Origin of the sequence: Streptococcus mitis (assembly GCF_002096735.1) — a bacterium.
Taxonomy (GTDB): Bacteria; Bacillota; Bacilli; order Lactobacillales; family Streptococcaceae; genus Streptococcus; species Streptococcus mitis_CZ.
This window is the reverse complement of the sequence record NZ_NCVC01000016.1, coordinates 124,021-146,298: the sequence shown is the minus strand read 5'-3', so window position 1 is coordinate 146,298 and position 22,278 is coordinate 124,021. Positions and strand designations below refer to the sequence as shown.

Below are 22,278 nucleotides of genomic sequence, written 5' to 3'. Positions count from 1 at the left end.
AACCACGTCAGCGTCGCCTTACCGTACTCAAGTACAGCTTGCGGCTAGCTTCCTAGTTTGCTTTTTGATTTTCATTGAGTAAAAATATAAAAAGCAACAGCTGAAATAGTTGTTGCTTTTTAGGTAGCTAGGATTTTATCCCAGGTTTTATCTCTTATTTCTCAACGCGTGATTTGTTGGCGATATCAGCAAGGATAGCTTGAACAAAGTCATCAACTGAGACAGTTTGTGTTTCTTTTTGGCCATAGCGACGAACGTTAACAGTTCCGTCTTCCATTTCCTTGTCCCCAACAATCAATTGGTAAGGAATCTTGCTTGTTTGTGAAGCACGGATCTTGAACTGCATTTTTTCATTGCGCTCATCTACGTCTGCACGGACACCGCGGTCACGGAGTTTTTTCGCCACTTCCCAAGCGTAGTCCACGTGTTTTTCGTTAGATACTGGGATGAGGGTTACTTGGTGAGGTGCTAGCCATGTTGGGAAGGCACCCTTGTAGTTCTCAATCAAGATAGCTGTGAAGCGTTCCATAGTTGAGATAACTCCACGGTGGATCATAACTGGACGGTGCTCTTCGCCATCAGCTCCGATGTATTTAAGGTCGAAGCGTTCTGGAAGCAAGAAGTCAAGTTGGATAGTAGAAAGAGTTTCTTCTTTTCCAAGAGCGGTCTTAACTTGAATATCCAATTTTGGTCCGTAGAATGCTGCTTCACCTTCGGCTTCAAAGTAGTCCACGCCCATTTCATCAAGGGCTGCACGAAGCATGGTTTGAGCATTTTCCCACATCTCATCATTATCAAAGTACTTATGAGTATCTTGAGGGTCACGAAGAGAGAGGCGGAAGCGGTATTCATTCAAGTTGAAGTCTTCATAAACATCGATAATCAACTGAAGAGCACGTTGGAATTCTTCTTGGATTTGTTCTGGAGTCACAAAGAGGTGACCGTCGTTAAGAGACATTTCACGTACACGTTGAAGACCAGTAAGGGAACCAGATTTTTCGTAGCGGTGCATCATACCGATTTCAGCGATACGGATTGGCAACTCACGGTAAGAGTGAACATGATGTTTGAAGACTTGGATGTGGTGCGGACAGTTCATTGGACGAAGGACAAATTCTTCCCCGTCACCCATGTCCATAGTTGGGAACATGTCTTCTTGGTAATGATCCCAGTGACCAGAAGTCTTGTAAAGTTCAACAGAAGCAAGTGGTGGAGTGTATACGTGTTGGTAGCCAGAAGCCAACTCTTTGTCTACGATGTAGCGTTCCAATTCACGACGGATAGTCGCACCATTTGGCAACCAGAATGGAAGTCCTTGACCAACCTCTTGAGAAATCATGAAGAGATCAAGCTCTTTACCAAGTTTACGGTGGTCACGTTCCTTAGCTTCTTCACGCATTTGAAGGTAGTTTTTCAAGTCTTTTTTGTCAAACCAAGCTGTACCGTAGATACGTTGCATCATAGCGTTGTCGCTATTTCCACGCCAGTAAGCACCTGCTACATGGAGAAGGTGGAAGATTTGGATACGGCCTGTTGAAGGGACGTGTGGGCCACGGCAAAGGTCTACATATTCACCCTGACGATAGATAGTCAAACCGCCTTCGTCTTCTGAGTGTTCTTCAATCAATTCCAACTTGTAAGGGTCGTTTTTAAAGATTTCACGTGCCTCGTCTTTAGTCACTTCTTCACGAATTGATGGGAAGTTTTCTTTGACAATTTTTTGCATTTCTTCTTCGATACGAGGAAGGTCTTCGTTAGAGATTTGACCAGCTGTGTTGTCAGTATCGTAGTAGAAGCCGTCCTCGATGGCTGGACCAACACCCAAGTGAATGTCTGGGAAAAGACGACGAGCTGCTTGGGCAAACAAGTGAGCGGCTGAGTGACGCAAGATTGGAAGGGCATCTTCGTGGTCAGGTGTCACAATTTCGATGCTTCCATCTTCAGTGATCGCACGAGTTGTATCAATTAGTTTGCCGTTGAATTTACCAGCCAAGGCCTTTTTAGCTAGGGAATTGCTGATAGATTGGGCAATTTCAAAAGTTGTAACGCCAGATTCGAATTCACGAACAGCGCCATCTGGGAAAGTAATGTTAATCATGATGTTCTCCTTACTTATATTATTGACGAATGTGTTAACCCTATTCTGAAAACAGGGACAGAGGACTGTGAAAGCTAGAAAAACAAAAAGCGACATCCTCGAAAGGACGTCGCAACGTGGTTCCACCTTCATTTATGTTCCTCAAAAAAGAGGGACACCTCTGATTGGCTCTAACGTGGCCACCGTTTTATGTTTTCATAAAAAACTCAAGAGTAGTATCAGTTTAGGCTTCCTATGCGTTTCCAGCAACCACGCACTCTCTAGTAGAAAGGGACTAAGTGACTTGTCTCTATGGATTATTATAGCATGATTGTGAGATTTTTCAAGGATTTTGTGAAAGTTTTTTGTTTTTCATTTTTTGTAGAATATACTTGATACCAATACCGGAAGCCATGCCCACCAGAGCAAAGATTTCATAGGCTAAAAAGTAAAACCAGATAAATTCACCAAAGGTTATGATAGTAAAGCAAAAGAGCAGTCCGTTACCAATTAACCACCAAAGTGAGAAACGGAAACGGTAGCTATAGAGTAGCGATATAATCAAGATTACCAGAGGTGTAAAGAAGAGAAGATTGTTTATATAGAGTCCCTTGAGTGTAAGGGGGTCAGAAACAACTAGCAAGAACAACTCATAAAGTGGCCAATAAAAGAAGGATATGACCAGATAGTAGGGGAGATGGAAATAGAATCTACGCATGATAATCACCTCGTTTTAAAAAAACAGATAACTTAAATCTCTTGCTATGATTATTATAGCATGTTTAAAACAAGAAAGTAAATCTGTTGACAAAGAAGTTAGTTATTGGTAGAATAGGGATTGTCGTAAAGACAAATAACTTCTTCTTGGTTACAGGCATGCCAACCTGTCACTCGGATGAAGCCAAATAAAAAGGAGAAACATCATGGCAATCTCAAAAGAGAAAAAAAATGAAATCATCGCACAATATGCACGTCACGAAGGTGATACAGGTTCAGTAGAGGTTCAAGTTGCTGTCCTTACTTGGGAAATCAACCACCTTAACGAACACATCAAACAACACAAAAAAGACCACGCTACTTACCGTGGATTGATGAAAAAAATCGGTCGCCGTCGTAACTTGCTTGCATACTTGCGTAAAAACGACGTTAACCGTTACCGTGAGTTGATCAACTCTCTTGGACTTCGTCGCTAATCTTGCGTCTAAACCGTTTCTATACTTCGTTGACTTCGACTCGATGTACCATTAGTACAACCTTCGCCTCGTCGCCTAGTCTATAAACGGTTTATCCAGCAAGACTGGAGCTCTCTGATTTTCAGAGGGCTTTTTTATTGAGGTTTTATCGGTCACAATTTTGGAGACTACAAAAACCTCAAATGGTATCAGCTAATTACACCATAAAGGTGCGTAGCTACTCGGCTTGAAAAGCCGAGTAGCTGTCTGCAAGACGACTCGGAGAGCCCACACTTTACGAAGTAAAGTATAGTAAGTTATACTTTACATGGAAGTAGTCACCGAATTCCAGCTAGAAATTACTTTGTAACTACGTTTTGAGGAGGAGTAAAATGCTTTCCTATGTTCGACATTACCCACTAGCGATAGCTAAATTAATGTGTCTGTGCTCTCCTAAAATCTGCTGATTTATTACTGACCAATACAGGAGGTTTTTTATGGGACAGACAATCATATCTGCTATTGGTGTTTATATTTCCACCAGTATCGATTATTTAATTATTTTATTTATTTTATTTGCACAGCTATCACAGAATAAACAAAAATGGCATATTTATGCGGGGCAATATCTAGGCACAGGCTTACTTGTAGGGGCGAGTTTAGTTGCTGCTTATGTCGTTAATTTCGTGCCTGAAGAATGGATGGTTGGATTGCTTGGTTTAATCCCTATCTATTTAGGGATTCGCTTTGCAATTGTTGGAGAAGGTGAGGAAGAAGAGGAAGAAGAGGAAGAAATTATTGAAAGATTAGAACAAAGCAAGGCAAATCAACTGTTTTGGACAGTTACATTGCTGACAATTGCGTCTGGCGGAGATAATTTAGGTATCTATATACCTTATTTTGCTTCGTTAGATTGGTCACAGACCCTCGTGGCGTTGCTTGTGTTTGTAATCGGCATAATTATCTTATGCGAGATTAGTCGGGTGTTATCCTCTATTCCGTTAATATTCGAGACAATTGAAAAATACGAGCGAATCATTGTGCCCTTAGTATTCATTGTACTTGGACTATACATCATGTATGAAAATGGCACGATAGAGACTTTTCTGATCGTGTAGATTTTTTTGTTTCACTAGGATTTTAGCCCGAGCTCAAATCAGCTCTCTGACTTCAGAGGGCTTTTTACATTGTCATCTTACCTTGCTATGCTCAAGCATTATCTTTGCTTATGCTTCCTAGCACTGTATGGAAAAATCAACCATAATTTTTCTGATTTTAATTGTATTTTTTCCATAGCTTGTTACACAGTTGAAAATATGGTATACTTTTTCATGAGAATTTTCTAAATTTTTAAGATTCTATCAAAGGAGGTTTGCATGCTTTCCAAATTTTCTGGAAGCCGACAAGACCAGCAATTTGTGTTACTTTTAGTTATTTTGCTAGGTATTTTAGGGATTTCTCTCTTTCTAGCAGTTTCAATGGGATCTGTTGCGATTGATCTAGGAGATACCTATCGGATTATTTTGAGCAGGTTGGGATTTCCTCTTGAGGTAGGAGAGGTTTCCAAGTCCACTCTTGCCATTGTATGGAACATGAGATTCCCTCGAGTATTGTTAGGTCTGATAGTAGGAGCAGGCCTTTCTATGTGTGGTAGCGTGATGCAGTCCACAGTGAACAATCCTATCGCTGAGCCCTATGTCTTAGGCATCTCTGCTGGTGCAACTCTAGGTGCAACCTTGAGCATCATTCTTGGTTTAAAAGTGATGATTAGCCTTGGAGCTTTTCTTGGAGCTATTTTGGCAACAATTGCTGTCCTCATCATTGCCTCTATGCAGGGAAGGATGACAACATCTAGTCTGATCTTATCAGGAACGGTGGTCAATGCTCTCTTTCTAGCTTTTTCCAACTTTATTATCTCAGTTGGCTCTAATGCGGATAGTGTGATGACCATTAAGTTTTGGACCATGGGCTCGCTCGCTGGGACTTCCTGGGCAGACTTGGTCCTGCCAACTATAGTAGTAGGAATAGCCTTTCTATTTTTCTCTACTCAGTATCGTGTTTTCAATGCGATGATGATGGGAGATGAGGCTGCTTTAACTTTGGGAATTCCTTTACGCTTTTATTGGTATCTTTATGTGACCATGGTGGCTGTGCTGACAGCAGTCTTAGTGGCAACCTGTGGGATTATTGGATTTGTTGGTCTGATTACTCCACATTTAGCTCGAGGGTTAGTAGGAACGAATTACAAGAGGCTTTTTCCTGTTGCAACCTTGATGGGTTCCCTATTTGTCATCTGGGCAGACGTACTCTCTCGTATCATCATTCCAAACGCAGAGCTTCCTATTGGTATTTTCACAGCCTTAGTAGGTGCTCCCTTCTTTATCTATATTGTTGGAGGTAGGCGAAGGGAGGTGAGGGTCTGATATGGACTTGATTTGTCAGGATATCCATTTTGGACTAGGAGAGAAAAAAATCCTCAAAGGAGTCTCTCTTAAGGTTGAGGGGAATCAATTTCACACGATATTAGGACCAAATGGAAGCGGAAAAACCAGCTTGCTTAAACTCCTCTATCGTCAGGAAAAGGCGGACAAAGGCTTGATAAGCCTAGATGGAAAGCCGCTGGATCATTGGTCACTCAAAGAAACAGCCAAGCAAATGGCAGTTGTGACCCAGTTTAACCAACTGCAGTTTGATTGTACAGTTGAAGAAATCGTCTTGCTGGGAAGAACTCCCCACCTCTCTTTTTTACAGAAGGAAAGGGAAAGGGATTTTACTCTCGTTCAAGATGCCCTCGTTAAGGTGGATATGCTCGAGAAGAAAACTCGTCTCTATTCGTCTCTGTCAGGGGGAGAGAAACAGCGAGTTTTGTTAGCCCGAGCCTTGGCGCAAGAACCGACTCTCTTGCTCCTGGACGAACCAACCAATCACTTGGATATCAAGTATCAGCTAGACTTGTTGGCCATTGTGAAGAATCTCAAGGTCAATGTTCTAGCTGTCTTGCATGATATTCAACTTGCTTGTCGCTATTCGGATTATCTCTATCTGATGAAAGAGGGAGAAATCCTTTACCAAGGGACTCCAAAGGAGACTATCACCCCTGAGTCATTGCAAACTATATACGGAGTTCAAAGTCAGGTGACTTGGACCGAGGATCAGCAAGCTATGATTCACTATTTATAAGAATGAAAAGGAAAACAAGATGAAAAAAACACTCAGTATTTTACTCGTGACAGTAGCTACCTTAACTTTGGCAGCTTGTGGTAACACTACTACAGAAAAAACTACCACACAGTCTAGCACAGAAACAAGTCAAAAGGCGAGCACAGAGACGACTTATCCACTAACGGTCAAAACCTATGACGCGAAAGGGAATGAAGTCGAACAAGTCTTTGACAAGGCACCTGAAAAAGTTATCACCAACAATCTTTCAACCACTGAAATCTTATTGGAGTTGGGGTTGAAGGATAAAATTGTTGGCATGCTCAATCCAGACAATGCTGTGACGGACAAATACAAGGACGCGATTGCGACTATTCCTCAAATTGGGGATAAAAAAACAGTCTCACAAGAGACAGTCCTTTCTTATGAGCCAGACGCTGTGATGGGTCGAAACATGATGTTTTCTGAAAAATCCTTGGGGACAGTTAGCACTTGGAATGAAAACAAAATCCCAGTTTATACTCAAAAAGCTTCTCTCTCAACAATTCAGCAAGATTTAGGGAATATCGTAGAAGATGTCAAAAATCTTGGAATGATTTTTAATGTTCAGGACAAGGCTAATGAATACGCAGCGCAATTACAAACTAAAATTGATGCTGTTAAGAAAGGAAATCCAGCAAGTCAAGGTGAAAAGAAAAAGGCTTTGATTATGGTTGCTTATAATGATGAAACCTTCGGTGCCTACAAGTCTGCTTTGCAAGAAAGTTTGCTGAACCAACTTGGTTATACAAACGTTGCAACGGGAACATCAGGCTTGACCTTGGAAAATCTCGTGTCAATGGATCCTGAATTGATTATCTATGTAACCAGCGACCGCAATAAAAAATTGGATGAAAAAGCAGTAGAGTTGATGAAGGCAAATGCTGTTTTGGAAAGCGTTCCTGCAATTAAGAATCAAAAAATCATGAACATCTCTTACGATGAATTGATGGACTATGGTCCAGCAGTGGTTGATTCCCTTGAGAAAATCAATGACTTTATCAATAAATAATGAGTTTGATTGGGAAGGAATTCAAGTCAAAATCAGCCTTCCTTCTAACTACGACCCCAATCAAACCTATCCGGCAATTTTATTGAATGATGGAAACTTGGACTTCCTATCGTCCCTTTCCGAATCTGTGATTTTGGTGGGTTTGACCTCTAAAAATCGCTTAGACGACTATACTCCCTGGGCGACATCGGCTCTGAGAGATGGAGCTCCAGATTTTGGCGGTCAGGCAAACGTCTATCATGATCATTTATTTGGAGGCCTTTTAGACAAGTTGCAGTCACTTTATCGCCTGGACGAAACTCGCCTTGCTTATGGAGGTTACTCACTAGGTGGTTTGGCGGCAGTCTACAGTCTTTTCAGCTTTGACAAGGTTTCCTGTGTCTTTTCGATCTGCGGTTCCTTTTGGTATCCTGATTTTGTGACCTACTGCAAGGAAGAAAATGTGAAAAATTTGGACTGTTTGCTGTATTTACAGAATGGTCAAACAGAAGGAGAACACCACACTAATCGCTTGGCTCAAGCACCAGTCTATGCTGAGCAGATCCATACCAGTCTTCAGAAACGCTATCCGAACGGCCAGTTTGTCTTTGACCCTTATGGACACCATGAACAAGTAGCTGAACGATTTTTAGCCTTTTCCAGCTGGTTGGCCCAAAAATGGAAAATCGAATAAAAAATTTATCCCTTGGCTTTTGCCAAGGGATTGTTGTATTTATTTAAGCAAGTTTTTCTCTTTTCTTATCTGGATTCCAGATAAAGCTTGCGATAAAGCTAAAGATGATGGTTAGGATAGCGAGGATAATGGCAAGGATGAGGGCAGGGATGCGGATAAGCCACCAGAGTGGGTTTGGTTTTTTATTATTGTGCCATTGTTTCGTTTCTTGGTCCAGACGTTGAAATTCTGTTTGGATACGATTGGCGACTGTTTCAATGCCTTCGTCATTCATTTTTTTGATATCTGAGATATCAATTGGATTTCCAAAGTTCATATCGACACGTTCACGACTAATCAAGCCCTTCAAAGTCATGGGACCTGTGTAGGTAACCGGCATAATACGGACCTTGGCCATTTTGGCAATCAGAGCTACGCCACCCTTGACATCGTTTGAGTGTCGGCTTCCACTTGGAAACATGATGAGAGAGCGGTCACTTTTTTTGAGAACATTGATAGGATATTTGATGGCTGAGGCGCTAGGATTTTCACGGTCGATAGGAAAGGCACCACACATACGAATCCACCAGCCAAAGATACGGTTGGTAAAGAGCTCTTTTTTGGCCATAAAGATAAATTGTTTTGGTTTGGTCGCAAAGGCCATATAAACTGGATCCCACCAGGTGCGGTGAGGTGCAACCAAAATATAATTTTCATCTTGATTAGGAATTTTATCAGTATTATGATAATGGGCATTGCCATTGATGGACCATAGGAGCAAGACAACCAATCCACGTAAATAAGTATAAAACATGCGATCTCCTTCGATTATTTTCTTGTTATTATTATACCTTATCAAAGGAGGGCTGGCAAACTTTTCCCTTGACTAGGTGCATATTTGGGGTGAGATTAGAATTCTGTTAAAAAAAATGATATGATAGAATTTATGGATAAAAATAAGATTATGGGATTAACCCAAAGAGATGTCAAGGAAAGACAGGCTAAGGGCTTGGTCAATGATTTTACTGCATCGGCCAGTACTAGCACTTGGCAAATCGTTAAACGAAATGTCTTTACCCTTTTTAACGCTTTGAACTTTGCCATTGCTTTGGCCCTTGCCTTTGTGCAGGCTTGGAGCAATTTGGTCTTTTTTGCTGTTATCTGCTTTAACGCTTTTTCTGGGATTGTGACCGAGCTGCGGGCTAAACACATGGTGGACAAGCTCAATCTCATGACCAAGGAAAAGGTCAAGACTATTCGTGATGGCCAAGAAGTGGCTCTGAATCCTGAAGAATTGGTGTTAGGAGATGTCATTCGTTTGTCTGCAGGAGAGCAGATTCCTAGTGATGCCTTGGTTTTGGAAGGCTTTGCGGAAGTCAATGAAGCCATGTTGACGGGGGAAAGTGATTTGGTGCAAAAGGAAGTGGATGCCTTGCTTTTGTCAGGAAGTTTCCTAGCCAGTGGGTCAGTTTTAGCTCAAGTTCACCATGTCGGTGCAGACAACTATGCTGCCAAACTCATGCTGGAAGCCAAGACCGTTAAACCAATCAACTCTCGTATCATGAAATCTTTGGACAGGTTAGCTGGTTTTACTGGGAAGATTATCATTCCTTTTGGTCTAGCTCTCTTGCTAGAAGCCTTGCTTTTAAAAGGCCTGCCTCTTAAGTCATCTGTTGTAAATTCGTCGACAGCCCTTTTGGGGATGTTGCCCAAGGGAATCGCCCTTTTGACCATCACTTCGCTTTTGACTGCGGTGATTAAGTTGGGCTTGAAAAAGGTCTTGGTGCAGGAGATGTACTCTGTTGAGACCTTGGCACGCGTGGATATGCTCTGTTTGGACAAGACGGGCACCATCACCCAAGGAAAGATGCAGGTGGAGGCTGTTCTTCCACTGACGGCAACTTATGGTGAAGAGACTATTGCCAGCATTTTGGCCAGCTACATGGCCCACAGTGAGGATAAAAATCCAACTGCCCAAGCTATTCGCCAGCGCTTCCAAGGCCAAGTAGCCTATCCTATGCTCTCTAATCTTCCCTTCTCCAGCGACCGCAAGTGGGGAGCTATGGAATTGGAAGGTTTGGGGACAGTTTTCTTAGGTGCGCCTGAGATGTTGCTGGACTCTGAAGCCCCAGAAGCCAGGGAGGCCTTGGAGAGAGGGTCACGTGTCTTGGTCTTAGCTCTCAGTCAGGAGAAATTAGACCATCACAAACCACAGAAACCATCTGATATTCAGGCTCTAGCCTTGCTAGAAATCTTGGACCCGATACGAGAAGGAGCAGCTGAGACGCTGGACTATCTTCGTTCTCAAGAAGTGGGACTCAAAATCATTTCTGGGGACAATCCAGTTACGGTATCCAGCATTGCCCAGAAGGCTGGTTTTGCAGACTATGACAGTTATGTAGATTGCTCAAAAATTACGGATGAGGAATTGATTGCTATGGCTGAGGAGACAGCTATTTTCGGACGTGTTTCCCCTCATCAAAAGAAACTCATCATCCAAACACTGAAAAAAGCGGGGCATACAACAGCTATGACAGGGGATGGAGTTAATGATATCCTGGCCCTTCGTGAGGCGGATTGTTCTATCGTGATGGCTGAGGGAGATCCAGCGACTCGTCAGATTGCCAATCTGGTTCTCTTGAACTCTGACTTTAATGATGTTCCTGAGATTCTTTTTGAAGGTCGTCGTGTGGTCAATAACATTGCCCATATCGCCCCGATTTTCTTGATAAAGACCATCTATTCTTTCTTGCTCGCAGTTATCTGTATCGCCAGTGCTCTTCTGGGACGATCTGAGTGGATCTTGATCTTCCCTTTCATTCCGATCCAGATTACCATGATTGACCAGTTCGTGGAAGGTTTCCCACCATTCGTTCTGACTTTTGAGCGAAATATCAAACCTGTTGAGCCAAACTTCCTCAGAAGATCCATGCTTCGTGCTCTACCAAGTGCTCTCATGGTTGTGTTCAGCGTTCTTTTTGTGAAAATATTTGGAAGTAGCCAAGGTTGGTCTGAGTTAGAAATCTCAACTCTACTCTATTATCTCTTGGGGTCAATTGGTTTCTTATCCGTATTTAGAGCCTGCATGCCATTTACCCTATGGCGTGTCCTCTTGATTGTTTGGTCAGTAGGAGGCTTCCTAGCTACAGCTCTCTTCCCAAGAATTCAAAAACTACTTGAAATTTCAACCTTAACAGGACAAACATTACCTGTTTATGGTGTCATGATGTTGGTCTTTACCGTGATTTTCATTTTGACCAGTCGCTACCAAGCTAGAAAATAAAGAAAGGCTGCAATCTGTGGATTGCGGTCTTTTTAGGTACAAGATTGCCAGCTGAAATGTGGTATAATAAGAGGTAATAGAGTTTTGGAAAGTGAGAGAAAATGATTTCAAAGAGATTAGAATTAGTGGCTTCCTTTGTGCCACAGGGAGCCATTTTACTAGATGTGGGAAGTGACCATGCTTATCTGCCTATCGAGTTGGTCGAAAGAGGCCAAATCAAAAGTGCCATTGCGGGTGAGGTGGTGGAAGGTCCCTATCAGTCTGCGGTCAAAAATGTTGAGGCTCACGGCCTAAAGGAGAAAATCCAGGTTCGTTTAGCCAATGGCTTGGCAGCCTTTGAAGAGGCAGACCAAGTGTCTGTCATTACCATTGCTGGTATGGGTGGTCGTTTGATTGCTAGGATTTTAGAAGAAGGCTTGGACAAGTTAGCTAATGTAGAACGATTGATCCTCCAACCCAATAATCGTGAAGACGACTTGCGTATCTGGCTACAAGAGAACGGATTTCAGATTGTAGCTGAAAGCATCTTAGAAGAAGCTGGCAAGTTTTACGAGATTTTGGTGGTGGAAGTAGGACAAATGAAGCTATCAGCCAGTGATGTTCGCTTTGGTCCCTTCTTGACCAAAGAGATCAGTCCAGTCTTTGTCCAAAAATGGCAAAAAGAAGCTGTTAAACTAGAGTTTGCCCTCGGACAAATCCCAGAAAAAAATCTGGAGGAACGTCAAGTTCTAGTAGATAAAATTCAAGCCATCAAGGAGGTGCTCCATGTTAGCAAGTGAAGTGATTAACGTGTATGAAGCCTTTTGCCCTCAGGAATTTTCCATGGAGGGAGACAGTCGTGGTCTGCAAATTGGCACTTTGGACAAGGATATCCAAAGGGTCATGGTGGCTCTCGATATTCGTGAAGAAACGGTGGCTGAAGCTATTGAAAAGGGTGCGGATTTGATTATTGCCAAGCACGCGCCGATTTTCCGTCCTATCAAGGACTTGGTATCTAGTCGTCCGCAAAATCAGATTTACATTGATCTGATAAAGCATGACATCGCAGTTTATGTCAGCCATACCAATATTGACATCGTTGAAAATGGTCTCAATGACTGGTTCTGTCAGATGCTAGGAATCGAGGAGACAACTTATCTGCAGGAAACAGGTCCTGAACGTGGAATTGGACGTATTGGGAATATTCAGCCTCAGACCTTTGGAGAATTAGCCCAACATGTCAAGCAAGTCTTTGGTCTAGATAGTCTTCGATTGGTGCATTATCAAGAGACTGATTTGCAGAAGCCTATTTCAAGAGTGGCCATCTGTGGTGGTAGCGGGCAGTCTTTCTATAAGGATGCTTTAGCTAAAGGAGCGGATGTCTATATCACTGGTGACATCTACTACCACACTGCCCAGGATATGCTGTCTGATGGTTTGTTGGCATTGGACCCAGGCCACTATATTGAAGTGCTTTTTGTGGAAAAAATCGCAGAGCTTCTTAATCAATGGAAAGAGGAAAAAGGCTGGACAATCGATATTGTACCTAGTCAAGCGTCAACCAATCCTTTCCACCATATCTAGTTAGAAAGTAAAAACAATGAAAAAAGTTGCCATTATCGGAGCAGGGATTGTAGGTGCAACAGCTGCCTACTACCTCTCTAAAGAAAGTGACCTAGAGGTGACCGTTTTTGACCATGGACAAGGTCAAGCTACCAAGGCCGCAGCAGGAATTATCAGCCCTTGGTTTTCCAAACGCCGCAATAAGGCCTGGTACAAAATGGCGCGCTTGGGGGCTGACTTTTATGTGGATTTATTAGCTGATTTAGACAAGTCAGGACAAGAAATCGACTTTTACCAGCGTTCGGGAGTCTTTCTCCTGAAAAAGGATGAAACTAAGTTGGAAGAACTCTATCAACTAGCCTTCCAGCGCAGAGAAGAATCTCCCTTGATAGGGCAATTAGCCATTCTGGACCCAGCATCAGCTAATGAATTATTCCCTGGCTTACAGGGATTTGATCACCTGCTCTATGCTTCTGGTGGAGCGAGAGTAGATGGTCAACTCTTAGTGACTCATTTGCTGGAAGCCAGTCAGGTCAAGCTGGTCAAAGAAAAAGTGACTCTGACACCGTTAGCATCAGGCTACCAGATTGACGAAGAGGTGTTTGATCAGGTTATTTTGGCGACGGGAGCTTGGTTGGGACACCTGTTAGAGCCTTTAGGTTATGAAGTAGATGTTCGTCCCCAAAAGGGGCAACTCCGAGATTATCAGCTTGGCCAAGACATGGAAGCTTACCCTGTTGTTATGCCAGAAGGGGAGTGGGATTTGATTCCTTTTGCAGGTGGGAAATTATCCCTAGGAGCTACTCATGAAAATGACATGGGATTTGATTTTACGGTAGATGAAACCTTGCTTAAACAAATGGAGGAGGCAGCCTTGCCTCACTATCCAGTTTTAGCTAGAGCGACTTCAAGAGCTGAGCGTGTGGGAATCCGTGCCTATACCAGTGATTTCTCACCTTTCTTTGGGCAGGTGCCAGAATTAGCAGGTGTCTATGCTGCTAGTGGACTAGGTTCATCAGGCCTCACAACTGGTCCTATCATTGGTTACCATCTAGCTCAACTGATTCAAGATAGGGAGTTAACCTTGGACCCTCTAAACTACCCAATTGAAAACTATGTCAAACGGGTAAAAAGCGAATAAGCATTTTACTGAAATTTTAGCCTCTCCTCTAGGATGGCAAATGACATTCCCTATCAAAAATGGTAAAATAAGAAAAAATAATCCGAGAATCGAGGAAAGAAGATGCAAGAAAAGATTTTGGTAACGGGTGGAGCAGGTTTTATCGGAACCCACACTGTTATTGAGTTAATCCAAGCAGGTCATCAGGTTGTTGTGGTGGATAACCTTGTGAATAGTAACAGAAAAAGTTTAGAAGTTGTTGAGAAAATTACAGGAGTTGAAGTGCCTTTCTATGAGGCAGATATCCGTGATACAGATACTCTTCGTGACATTTTCAAACAAGAAGAACCAACTGGTGTCATTCACTTTGCTGGCTTGAAGGCTGTCGGTGAATCTACCCGTATTCCTCTTGCCTACTATGACAACAATATCGCTGGAACTGTTAGTCTTTTGAAGGTCATGGAAGAAAACAACTGTAAAAACATTATTTTCAGTTCTTCTGCGACAGTTTACGGAGATCCTCATACAGTGCCAATTTTGGAAGATTTCCCACTTTCAGTGACCAATCCATACGGCCGTACTAAGCTTATGCTAGAGGAAATTTTGACCGATATCTATAAGGCGGACTCAGAATGGAATGTGGTCTTACTTCGTTATTTCAACCCAATCGGAGCTCATGAGAGCGGAGATTTGGGAGAAAATCCAAACGGTATTCCAAACAATCTCTTGCCATATGTGACTCAAGTAGCCGTTGGAAAATTAGAGCAAGTGCAAGTGTTTGGAGACGATTACGATACGGAAGACGGAACTGGTGTTCGTGACTATATCCACGTTGTCGATTTGGCTAAAGGTCACGTCGCAGCTCTGAAAAAAATCCAAAAAGGTTCAGGCCTAAACGTTTATAACCTTGGAACAGGTAAAGGCTACTCAGTTCTTGAAATTATCCAAAACATGGAAAAAGCGGTGGGACGTCCAATTCCTTACCGTATCGTAGACCGTCGCCCAGGGGATATCGCAGCCTGCTATTCAGATCCTGCAAAAGCCAAAGCAGAACTCGGCTGGGAAGCAGAATTAGGCATCACCCAAATGTGTGAAGACGCATGGCGTTGGCAAAGCAAGCATCCAAATGGATTTGAAGACTAAGATGGTGATGTCAATCATTGTCCCCTGTTTAAACGAAGAGGAAGTACTTCCTCTTTTTTATCAGGCTTTGGAAGCTTTACTTCCAGATTTGGAAACAGAAATCGAGTATGTCTTTGTCGACGATGGATCAAGTGATGGGACCTTGGAACTCTTAAAGACCTATCGGGAGCAAAATTCGGCAGTTCATTATATTTCTTTCTCGCGAAATTTCGGCAAAGAAGCAGCCCTGTATGCAGGCTTGCAATATGCGACAGGAGATCTAGTGGTGGTGATGGATGCAGACCTCCAAGATCCTCCTGGTATGTTGCTTGAGATGAAAAATTTACTAGACCAGAATGCAGATTTAGACTGTGTTGGAACACGCAGAACCAGTCGAGGGGGAGAACCCTTCTTTCGCAGTTTCTGTGCTAATCTCTTTTATCGTCTTATGCAAAAAATTAGTCCAGTAGCCTTGCCGTCAGGTGTCCGTGATTTTCGCATGATGAGAAGATCTGTAGTGGATGCCATTTTAAGCTTGACTGAGTCCAATCGCTTTTCGAAGGGACTCTTTGCCTGGGTCGGCTTTAAAACCCACTATCTGGACTATCCAAATGTCGAAAGGCAGGCTGGCAAGACCAGTTGGAGTTTTAGGCAACTCTTTTTCTACTCTATTGAAGGGATTGTTAACTTTTCAGATTTTCCCTTGATTATCGCCTTTGTGGCAGGTCTCTTATCTTGTTTTATTTCTCTACTTATGACCTTTTTTGTTGTAGTTCGAACCCTTATTTTGGGCAATCCGACATCGGGTTGGACCTCTCTGATGGCTGTTATTCTCTTTCTCGGAGGGATTCAACTCTTGACCATTGGGATTCTCGGCAAGTATATCAGTAAGATTTATCTAGAGACTAAAAAAAGACCACTTTATCTCGTCAAAGAAAAAAGTGACCTTCCTGATTTTACAGAAAAAAATAAAGAGAAAAGACTATAATTTTGCATGGAAATATGCTAAACTAGAAGGAGTGGAACGTTCTTGTCGATATCAGGGTTAATCTTTAATCAAGGCACGTGTTGGACAGTTTCTAACAGCTTCTACGACGTCCTGACTAGGAGAGATTTCTTTTTCTAGTTGGTCAGGGTCATCGTAAAAACGCACGATTCCATTATCGTGGTAATCAAATAATTCAGAATAAGTTTGGCAAAGCCCGCAGGCAATGCAACGTTCAGGTATAAGTGTGATTTTCATATTTATATTGTAATAAGAAAAGTAAAAAAAAACAAGGAGTAAGGTATGGCAAAAGAACCGTGGCAAGAAGATATTTATGAGAATCAAGAAGAAACAAGATCAGAACGTCGTAAGAGAGAACAAGGTGGAGGAGTGCTGGCTAATCGTATCTTGACTATTTTAGCAAGTATTTTCTTTGTGATTGTAGTTGTGATGATTATTGTTCTTATCTATCTTTCATCGGGTGGGAGTAATCGCACAGCAGCCTTGAAAGATTTTCACGATTCAGATACAAAAGTAGAGCAAGTTTCTTCTACTTCTAGTAGTAGTTCAGAGCAGGCATCTTCTAGTTCAGAGGAGAAGGTAGAAGAGTCATCTAGTAGCTCAGAACATCCAAATGATCCAGAAGGGACTACAAAAGTTATGGCTGGAGAAGGAGAAGCAGCCATTGCCGCTCGTGCAGGAATCTCGATTGCTCAGTTAGAGGCTTTGAATCCTGGGCATATGGCTACAGGATCTTGGTTTGCAAATCCTGGAGATGTGATTAAGACTAGATAGGAGTCATAAATGAAGACGATTCAAATTGCTATCGATGGTCCAGCTTCAAGTGGCAAGAGTACGGTCGCAAAGATTATTGCCAAGGATTTTGGTTATACTTACCTCGATACAGGTGCCATGTATCGTGCAGCGACCTATATGGCTCTCAAGAACCAATTAGGAGTTGAACAAGTTGAAGAACTCTTAGACTTATTGGACCAGCATCCAATCAGCTTTGGGCGCTCAGAAACTGGAGAACAGCTTGTCTTTGTAGGAGATGTGGATATTACCCATCCTATCCGTGAAAATGAAGTGACCAATCACGTTTCTGCTATTGCGGCAATTCCTGAAGTTCGTGAGAAACTAGTTTCTCTCCAACAAGAGATTGCCCAGCAAGGTGGGATTGTCATGGATGGTCGCGATATTGGGACTGTTGTATTGCCACAAGCAGAATTAAAAATTTTCCTAGTAGCTTCTGTTGATGAGAGAGCAGAGCGCCGTTACAAGGAAAATATTGCCAAGGGAATTGAAACAGACCTTGAAACCCTAAAAGAGGAAATTGCTGCGCGTGACTACAAGGATAGTCATCGTGAGACTTCGCCTCTCAAACAAGCAGAGGATGCTGTCTACCTTGATACAACTGGCTTGAACATTCAAGAAGTAGTTGAAAAAATCAAAGCAGAAGCTAAAAAAAGAATGTAGATGTAGAAAAGCCGATAGATTGATATCGGTTTTTTCTAAATTTGTCAAAATGCTGATTTTAAGGTATAATAGTTGCTGTTCGAGAAATTTTGATTTTCAAAGAATAGTGAATGATGATAAGGAGAAACCATGAACAACCTACCAAATTGCCCACAATGTAACTCAGAGTATGTCTACGAAGACGGTGCCCTACTGGTTTGCCCAGAGTGCGCTCATGAGTGGAATCCTGCTGAAGTTGCAGAAGTAGAAGAAGGTCTTGTCGCTATCGATGCCAACGGAAATAAATTGGCTGACGGTGATACAGTAACCCTCATCAAGGACTTGAAAGTAAAAGGTGCGCCAAAAGATTTGAAACAAGGAACGCGTGTGAAAAATATTCGCATCGTAGAAGGCGACCACAATATCGACTGTAAAATCGATGGCTTTGGTGCCATGAAACTCAAATCAGAGTTTGTGAAGAAAATTTAAGCATGTCAAAGCACTATAAACTAGTATTTTATAGCCGTATCTTCTTGTTTCTAGCGGCTTTTACGGGAGTTTATCTTGAAATCGCCAAGCATGGTGGATTTGGGATGCTTCTCTATTATACGGTTCTGTCCAACCTTTTAGTAGCGATTTTTACGCTCTATCTCCTAAAGGTTATGAGCCGTTTAGGTGAAAACTGGCAAAGACCAAGTCTCTTGCGCTTAAAAGGTGGGGTTACCATGAGTATCATGATTACCTGTGTGATTTACCATTTCCTCTTAGCGCCCATTGCGACTAATTTCTATACTCTGGAAAATTTCCTTTGCCACTATATCGTTCCCCTTTGGTTTTTAGCGGATACCCTCTTTTTTGACAAACAGGGTCAATACAAGATTTGGGACCCAATTGTGTGGACGATTTTACCCTTGCTGTATATGATTTTTGCTCTTTTTAATGGCTTGGTATTGAAACTTGATGTTCCTAATTCTAAGGTCAGTCCCTTCCCGTACTTCTTTTTGAATGTGAACAAGGGTTGGGATGTCGTGTTCAAGTGGTGTCTGATTATCTTTGTTGCTTATATGGTGGCAGGATTTATCTTCTACTTTATCAAGCAAATCAAGAGAAAGTCATCCTAATACTCTTCGAGAATCTCTTCAAACCACGTCAGTTTCGCCTTGCCGTACTCAAGTACAGCCTGCGGCTATCTTCCTAGTTTGCTCTTTGATTTTCATTGAGTATAAGACACAAGGGATTCATTTTCGAGTTTAAGAAGGAGTCTGTACACTAAAGAGGCTTCTTCTTTTCTTGCTTGTTTGATGACTATCAAAAAAGTAGAAGATTAAGAGAAATATAGAAAGAGATTTCATGAAACAATTTTTAGAACGGGCCAGTATTTTGGCTCTCTCCCTCGTTTTGATTACGTCCTTTTCCATCTCGAGTGCCCTGCCAGCCATGTTTGACTATTATCAAGGTTATCCTAAGGAACAAATTGAGCTCTTGGCGAGCTTGCCTTCCTTTGGAATCATGATTATGTTATTACTAAATGGTTTCTTAGAAAAAATATTTCCTGAGCGCTTACAGATCAGTTTGGGATTGCTGATTTTATCACTAAGTGGAACTGCTCCCTTTTGGTACCAAGCTTATCCTTTTGTCTTTGGAACACGGATTCTTTTTGGTTTAGGTGTTGGGATGATCAATGCCAAGGCCATTTCTATTATCAGTGAACGCTATCAAGGAAAAACGAGAATTCAGATGTTAGGGCTACGCGGTTCTGCAGAGGTCGTTGGGGCTTCTCTCATTACCTTGGCAGTCGGCCAATTGTTGGCCTTTGGTTGGACAGCTACTTTCTTAGCTTATAGTGCTGGATTTTTAGTTCTGATCCTTTATCTGCTCTTTGTACCTTATGGAAAAGAAAAGAAAGAAGTCAAGAAAAAAACGAAGGAAGCAAGTCGCTTAACTCGGGAAATGAAGGGCTTGATTTTTATCTTAGCTATTGAAGCGGCGGTTGTAGTTTGTACCAATACAGCTATTACCATCCGTATTCCAAGTCTGATGGTGGAAAGAGGACTGGGAGATGCCCAGTTATCTAGTTTTGTTCTTAGTGTCATGCAGTTAATCGGGATTGTGGCTGGTGTGAGTTTTTCTTTCCTGATTTCAATATTTAAAGAGAAACTGCTCCTCTGGTCTGGTATTACCTTCGGCTTGGGGCAAATTGTGATTGCCTTGTCTCCATCCTTGTGGGTGGTAGTGGCAGGAAGTATTCTGGCTGGCTTTGCCTACAGTGTAGCCTTGACGACAGTCTTTCAACTTGTCTCTGAAAGAATTCCAGCTAAACTCCTCAATCAAGCAACCTCATTTGCAGTTTTAGGCTGTAGTTTCGGAGCCTTTACGACTCCATTCGTTCTAGGTGCAATTGGCTTATTAACTCACAATGGGATGTTGGTCTTTGCTATCTTAGGATCTTGGTTAATTGTAACCTCTATCTTTGTCATGTACCTACTTCAAAAGAGAGCTTAGGATTGGTTTCCTAAGTTTTTCTTTTTTGGATTTTTGTACCCAGACACTATTTGATTTAGGGCCTTGTTTACAGATTATTTTCTTGATAAAATAGAAGTTATGACAAGATATAAAGCAACTATTTCCTATGATGGTTACGCCTTTGCTGGTTTTCAGCGCCAGCCTCATGCGCGTAGTGTTCAGGAAGAAATTGAAAAAACCTTGACCAAGTTAAATAAAGGGCAAGCCATTACTGTTCACGGTGCTGGTAGGACAGATAGTGGGGTTCATGCCCTGGGACAGGTTATTCATTTTAACCTGCCTTATCAAATGGATGAGGAGAAGCTCCGTTTTGCTTTGGACACCCAGTCTCCTGAAGATATTGATGTGATTTCGATTGAGCTTGTGGCGGATGATTTTCATTGCCGTTATGCCAAGCATAGCAAGACCTATGAGTTTATTGTGGATAGGGGACGTCCCAAGAATCCTATGCGCCGTCACTATGCCACTCACTTTCCCTATCCACTCGATGTGGAACGCATGCAGATTGCAATCAAAAAGTTAGAGGGAACTCATGATTTTACCGGTTTTACAGCCTCTGGGACTAGTGTAGAGGATAAGGTTCGCACCATCACAGAAGCTAGTCTTAGGGTTGATGAGACAGGCCAGTTTTTGACCTTTACCTTTTCAGGAAATGGTTTCTTGTATAAGCAGATTCGTAATATGGTGGGGACACTGCTTAAAATCGGCAATAACCGCATGCCAGTAGAGCAGATTGACCTCATCTTGGAGAAAAAGGACAGGCAGCTTGCAGGTCCCACTGCAGCACCAAATGGTTTATATTTAAAGGAGATTCGTTATGAAGAATAATCGTATTTTAGCACTTTCTGGAAATGATATTTTTAGTGGTGGTGGTTTGTCAGCTGATTTGGCTACTTATACCTTGAACGGCTTGCATGGCTTTGTAGCAGTGACTTGTTTGACAGCCTTGACAGAAAAAGGATTTGAAGTCTTTCCAACTGACGATACCATTTTTCAACATGAATTAGATAGCTTGCGTGATGTGGAGTTTGGGGGAATTAAAATCGGTCTTCTTCCTACTGTCAGTGTGGCTGAGAAAGCATTGGACTTTATCAAGCAGCGCCCAGGTGTACCTGTGGTATTGGACCCTGTCTTGGTCTGCAAGGAAACGCACGACGTGGCTGTAAGTGAACTCTGCCAAGAGTTGATTCGCTTTTTCTCTCATGTCAGTGTGATTACGCCTAACCTCCCAGAAGCAGAATTATTGGCTGGTCAGGAAATTAAAACCTTGGAAGACATGAAGGCTGCAGCACAGAAATTGCATGAATTAGGAGTGCCTGCAGTCATTATCAAGGGAGGAAATCGCCTTAGTCAGGACAAGGCTGTAGATGTCTTTTATGATGGACAAAACTTTACAGTCCTAGAAAATCCTGTCATCCAAGGGCAAAATGCTGGTGCAGGTTGTACCTTTGCCTCCAGCATTGCCAGTCACTTGGTTAAAGGTTATGAATTTTTAGCAGCAGTAGAAAGCTCTAAGGCTTTCGTTTACCGTGCCATCGCACAAGCAGATCAGTATGGAGTAAGACAATATGAAGCAAACCAAAACAACTAAAATCGCCCTTGTATCCCTATTAACCGCCCTCTCTGTGGTTCTAGGTTATTTCTTAAAAATTCCAACACCGACAGGCATTCTAACTCTTTTAGATGCGGGTGTCTTCTTTACGGCCTTCTACTTTGGTAGTCGTGAAGGGGCTGTAGTAGGAGGACTAGCAGGTTTCTTGATTGACCTCTTATCAGGATATCCTCAGTGGATGTTCTTTAGCTTGGTTAACCATGGCTTGCAGGGATTTTTCGCAGGATTTAAAGGAAAAACTCAGTGGTTAGGCCTTATCTTAGCAACGATTGCCATGGTAGGGGGTTACGCCTTGGGTTCTGCATTGATGAATGGCTGGGCTGCAGCCCTACCAGAAATTTTACCAAATTTCATGCAAAATATGGTAGGGATGATTGTAGGATTTATCCTTAGTCAAAGTATCAAGAAGATTAAGTAATACTCTTCGAAAATCTCTTCAAACCACGTCAGCTTCCATCTGCAACCTCAAAACAGTGTTTTGAGCAACCTGCGGCTAACTTCCTGGTTTGCACTTTGATTTTCATT

24 protein-coding genes and 1 pseudogene are annotated in these 22,278 nt (G+C 42.3%); 20 read left to right on the top strand and 5 right to left on the bottom strand.

The features are described from left to right. Positions 1-154: 154 nt before the first annotated feature. The 3 genes and pseudogenes from thrS to B7703_RS09955 form a co-directional block, all read right to left on the bottom strand. The gene (gene thrS, locus B7703_RS06145; RefSeq protein ID WP_033682071.1) at positions 155-2,098 is read right to left on the bottom strand and encodes a threonine--tRNA ligase; all 1,944 of its coding nucleotides are present in this window, start codon (positions 2,096-2,098) and stop codon (positions 155-157) included. 40 nt (positions 2,099-2,138) lie between these two features. Then, positions 2,139-2,347 (bottom strand): annotated as a pseudogene (locus B7703_RS10200) (hypothetical protein). A 73-nt stretch (positions 2,348-2,420) separates the two neighbouring features. Then, a complete protein-coding gene (locus B7703_RS09955; protein ID WP_001252466.1) occupies positions 2,421-2,795 on the bottom strand; it encodes a hypothetical protein in 375 nt (124 codons plus the stop codon). 205 nt (positions 2,796-3,000) lie between these two features. Here B7703_RS09955 and rpsO point away from each other — a divergent pair, with 205 nt between their 5' ends. The 6 genes from rpsO (at position 3,001) to B7703_RS06110 (ending at position 8,132) form a co-directional block, all read left to right on the top strand. Next, positions 3,001-3,270: a 30S ribosomal protein S15 gene (gene rpsO, locus B7703_RS06135; protein WP_001018251.1), complete on the top strand. Its 270-nt coding sequence runs from the start codon at positions 3,001-3,003 to the stop codon at positions 3,268-3,270. A gap of 476 nt (positions 3,271-3,746) precedes the next feature. Further along, complete coding sequence (locus B7703_RS06130) at positions 3,747-4,367, top strand: CadD family cadmium resistance transporter (RefSeq protein ID WP_060628622.1); 621 nt, start codon at positions 3,747-3,749, stop codon at positions 4,365-4,367. Positions 4,368-4,625: 258 nt separating this feature from the next. Then, on the top strand, positions 4,626-5,672 hold the full coding sequence (locus tag B7703_RS06125) for a FecCD family ABC transporter permease (protein WP_084924043.1): 1,047 nt from the start codon (positions 4,626-4,628) through the stop codon (positions 5,670-5,672). Position 5,673: 1 nt separating this feature from the next. Continuing rightward, positions 5,674-6,429, top strand: a complete 756-nt coding sequence (locus B7703_RS06120; protein ID WP_084924041.1) for an ABC transporter ATP-binding protein — start codon at positions 5,674-5,676, stop codon at positions 6,427-6,429. Between the two features lie 19 nt (positions 6,430-6,448). Then, entirely contained in the window at positions 6,449-7,459 is a 1,011-nt protein-coding gene (locus tag B7703_RS06115; protein WP_084924040.1) for an ABC transporter substrate-binding protein, read from the top strand. Then, positions 7,440-8,132: an alpha/beta hydrolase-fold protein gene (locus B7703_RS06110; protein ID WP_004255665.1), complete on the top strand. Its 693-nt coding sequence runs from the start codon at positions 7,440-7,442 to the stop codon at positions 8,130-8,132. Before B7703_RS06115 ends, B7703_RS06110 begins: the two co-directional genes overlap by 20 nt. 43 nt (positions 8,133-8,175) lie before the next feature. Here the strand turns inward: B7703_RS06110 and B7703_RS06105 are convergent, their stop codons facing one another. Then, a complete protein-coding gene (locus tag B7703_RS06105; RefSeq protein ID WP_000500197.1) occupies positions 8,176-8,925 on the bottom strand; it encodes a lysophospholipid acyltransferase family protein in 750 nt (249 codons plus the stop codon). Positions 8,926-9,057: 132 nt separating this feature from the next. Here B7703_RS06105 and B7703_RS06100 point away from each other — a divergent pair, with 132 nt between their 5' ends. From B7703_RS06100 to B7703_RS06075, 6 genes are all read left to right on the top strand, one after another. After that, the gene (locus B7703_RS06100; RefSeq protein WP_084924179.1) at positions 9,058-11,394 is read left to right on the top strand and encodes a cation-translocating P-type ATPase; all 2,337 of its coding nucleotides are present in this window, start codon (positions 9,058-9,060) and stop codon (positions 11,392-11,394) included. A 101-nt stretch (positions 11,395-11,495) separates the two neighbouring features. Further along, on the top strand, positions 11,496-12,173 hold the full coding sequence (locus B7703_RS06095; protein WP_049546484.1) for a tRNA (adenine(22)-N(1))-methyltransferase: 678 nt from the start codon (positions 11,496-11,498) through the stop codon (positions 12,171-12,173). After that, positions 12,160-12,957, top strand: a complete 798-nt coding sequence (locus B7703_RS06090) for a Nif3-like dinuclear metal center hexameric protein (protein WP_084924038.1) — start codon at positions 12,160-12,162, stop codon at positions 12,955-12,957. Before B7703_RS06095 ends, B7703_RS06090 begins: the two co-directional genes overlap by 14 nt. A 16-nt stretch (positions 12,958-12,973) precedes the next feature. Then, positions 12,974-14,077 carry an NAD(P)/FAD-dependent oxidoreductase gene (locus B7703_RS06085; protein WP_084924036.1) on the top strand — a complete coding sequence of 368 codons (1,104 nt, stop codon included), beginning with the start codon at positions 12,974-12,976 and terminating at the stop codon, positions 14,075-14,077. Between the two features lie 102 nt (positions 14,078-14,179). Further along, a complete protein-coding gene (galE, locus tag B7703_RS06080; RefSeq protein WP_045605967.1) occupies positions 14,180-15,199 on the top strand; it encodes a UDP-glucose 4-epimerase GalE in 1,020 nt (339 codons plus the stop codon). Between the two features lies 1 nt (position 15,200). Beyond that, positions 15,201-16,166: a glycosyltransferase family 2 protein gene (locus tag B7703_RS06075; RefSeq protein ID WP_084924177.1), complete on the top strand. Its 966-nt coding sequence runs from the start codon at positions 15,201-15,203 to the stop codon at positions 16,164-16,166. Positions 16,167-16,223: 57 nt separating this feature from the next. On the opposite strand, the gene B7703_RS06070 is transcribed toward B7703_RS06075, so the two are convergent. Further along, complete coding sequence (locus B7703_RS06070; RefSeq protein ID WP_004235080.1) at positions 16,224-16,421, bottom strand: ferredoxin; 198 nt, start codon at positions 16,419-16,421, stop codon at positions 16,224-16,226. Between the two features lie 45 nt (positions 16,422-16,466). On the opposite strand from B7703_RS06070, the gene B7703_RS06065 reads away from it, so the two are divergent. The 8 genes from B7703_RS06065 to B7703_RS06030 all read left to right on the top strand — a co-directional run bounded on the left by B7703_RS06065 (position 16,467) and on the right by B7703_RS06030 (position 22,171). Beyond that, positions 16,467-16,958: an SAG1386/EF1546 family surface-associated protein gene (locus B7703_RS06065; protein WP_023946238.1), complete on the top strand. Its 492-nt coding sequence runs from the start codon at positions 16,467-16,469 to the stop codon at positions 16,956-16,958. A 9-nt stretch (positions 16,959-16,967) separates the two neighbouring features. Further along, the gene (gene cmk, locus B7703_RS06060) at positions 16,968-17,639 is read left to right on the top strand and encodes a (d)CMP kinase (RefSeq protein WP_024057474.1); all 672 of its coding nucleotides are present in this window, start codon (positions 16,968-16,970) and stop codon (positions 17,637-17,639) included. Positions 17,640-17,768: 129 nt separating this feature from the next. After that, positions 17,769-18,107: a zinc ribbon domain-containing protein YjdM gene (locus B7703_RS06055; RefSeq protein ID WP_020903640.1), complete on the top strand. Its 339-nt coding sequence runs from the start codon at positions 17,769-17,771 to the stop codon at positions 18,105-18,107. Between the two features lie 2 nt (positions 18,108-18,109). Continuing rightward, a complete protein-coding gene (locus tag B7703_RS06050) occupies positions 18,110-18,739 on the top strand; it encodes a Pr6Pr family membrane protein (protein ID WP_000033942.1) in 630 nt (209 codons plus the stop codon). A gap of 229 nt (positions 18,740-18,968) precedes the next feature. After that, positions 18,969-20,120, top strand: coding sequence for an MFS transporter (locus tag B7703_RS06045; protein WP_023946242.1), 1,152 nt, complete (start codon positions 18,969-18,971; stop codon positions 20,118-20,120). Between the two features lie 99 nt (positions 20,121-20,219). Then, a complete protein-coding gene (truA, locus tag B7703_RS06040; protein ID WP_084924035.1) occupies positions 20,220-20,969 on the top strand; it encodes a tRNA pseudouridine(38-40) synthase TruA in 750 nt (249 codons plus the stop codon). Then, positions 20,959-21,732 (top strand): bifunctional hydroxymethylpyrimidine kinase/phosphomethylpyrimidine kinase, encoded by a 774-nt coding sequence (locus B7703_RS06035; protein WP_084924034.1) that lies wholly within the window; start codon positions 20,959-20,961, stop codon positions 21,730-21,732. The genes truA and B7703_RS06035 overlap by 11 nt, the downstream gene beginning before the upstream one ends. After that, on the top strand, positions 21,710-22,171 hold the full coding sequence (locus tag B7703_RS06030) for an ECF transporter S component (RefSeq protein ID WP_020903644.1): 462 nt from the start codon (positions 21,710-21,712) through the stop codon (positions 22,169-22,171). Before B7703_RS06035 ends, B7703_RS06030 begins: the two co-directional genes overlap by 23 nt. Positions 22,172-22,278 lie beyond the last annotated feature (107 nt).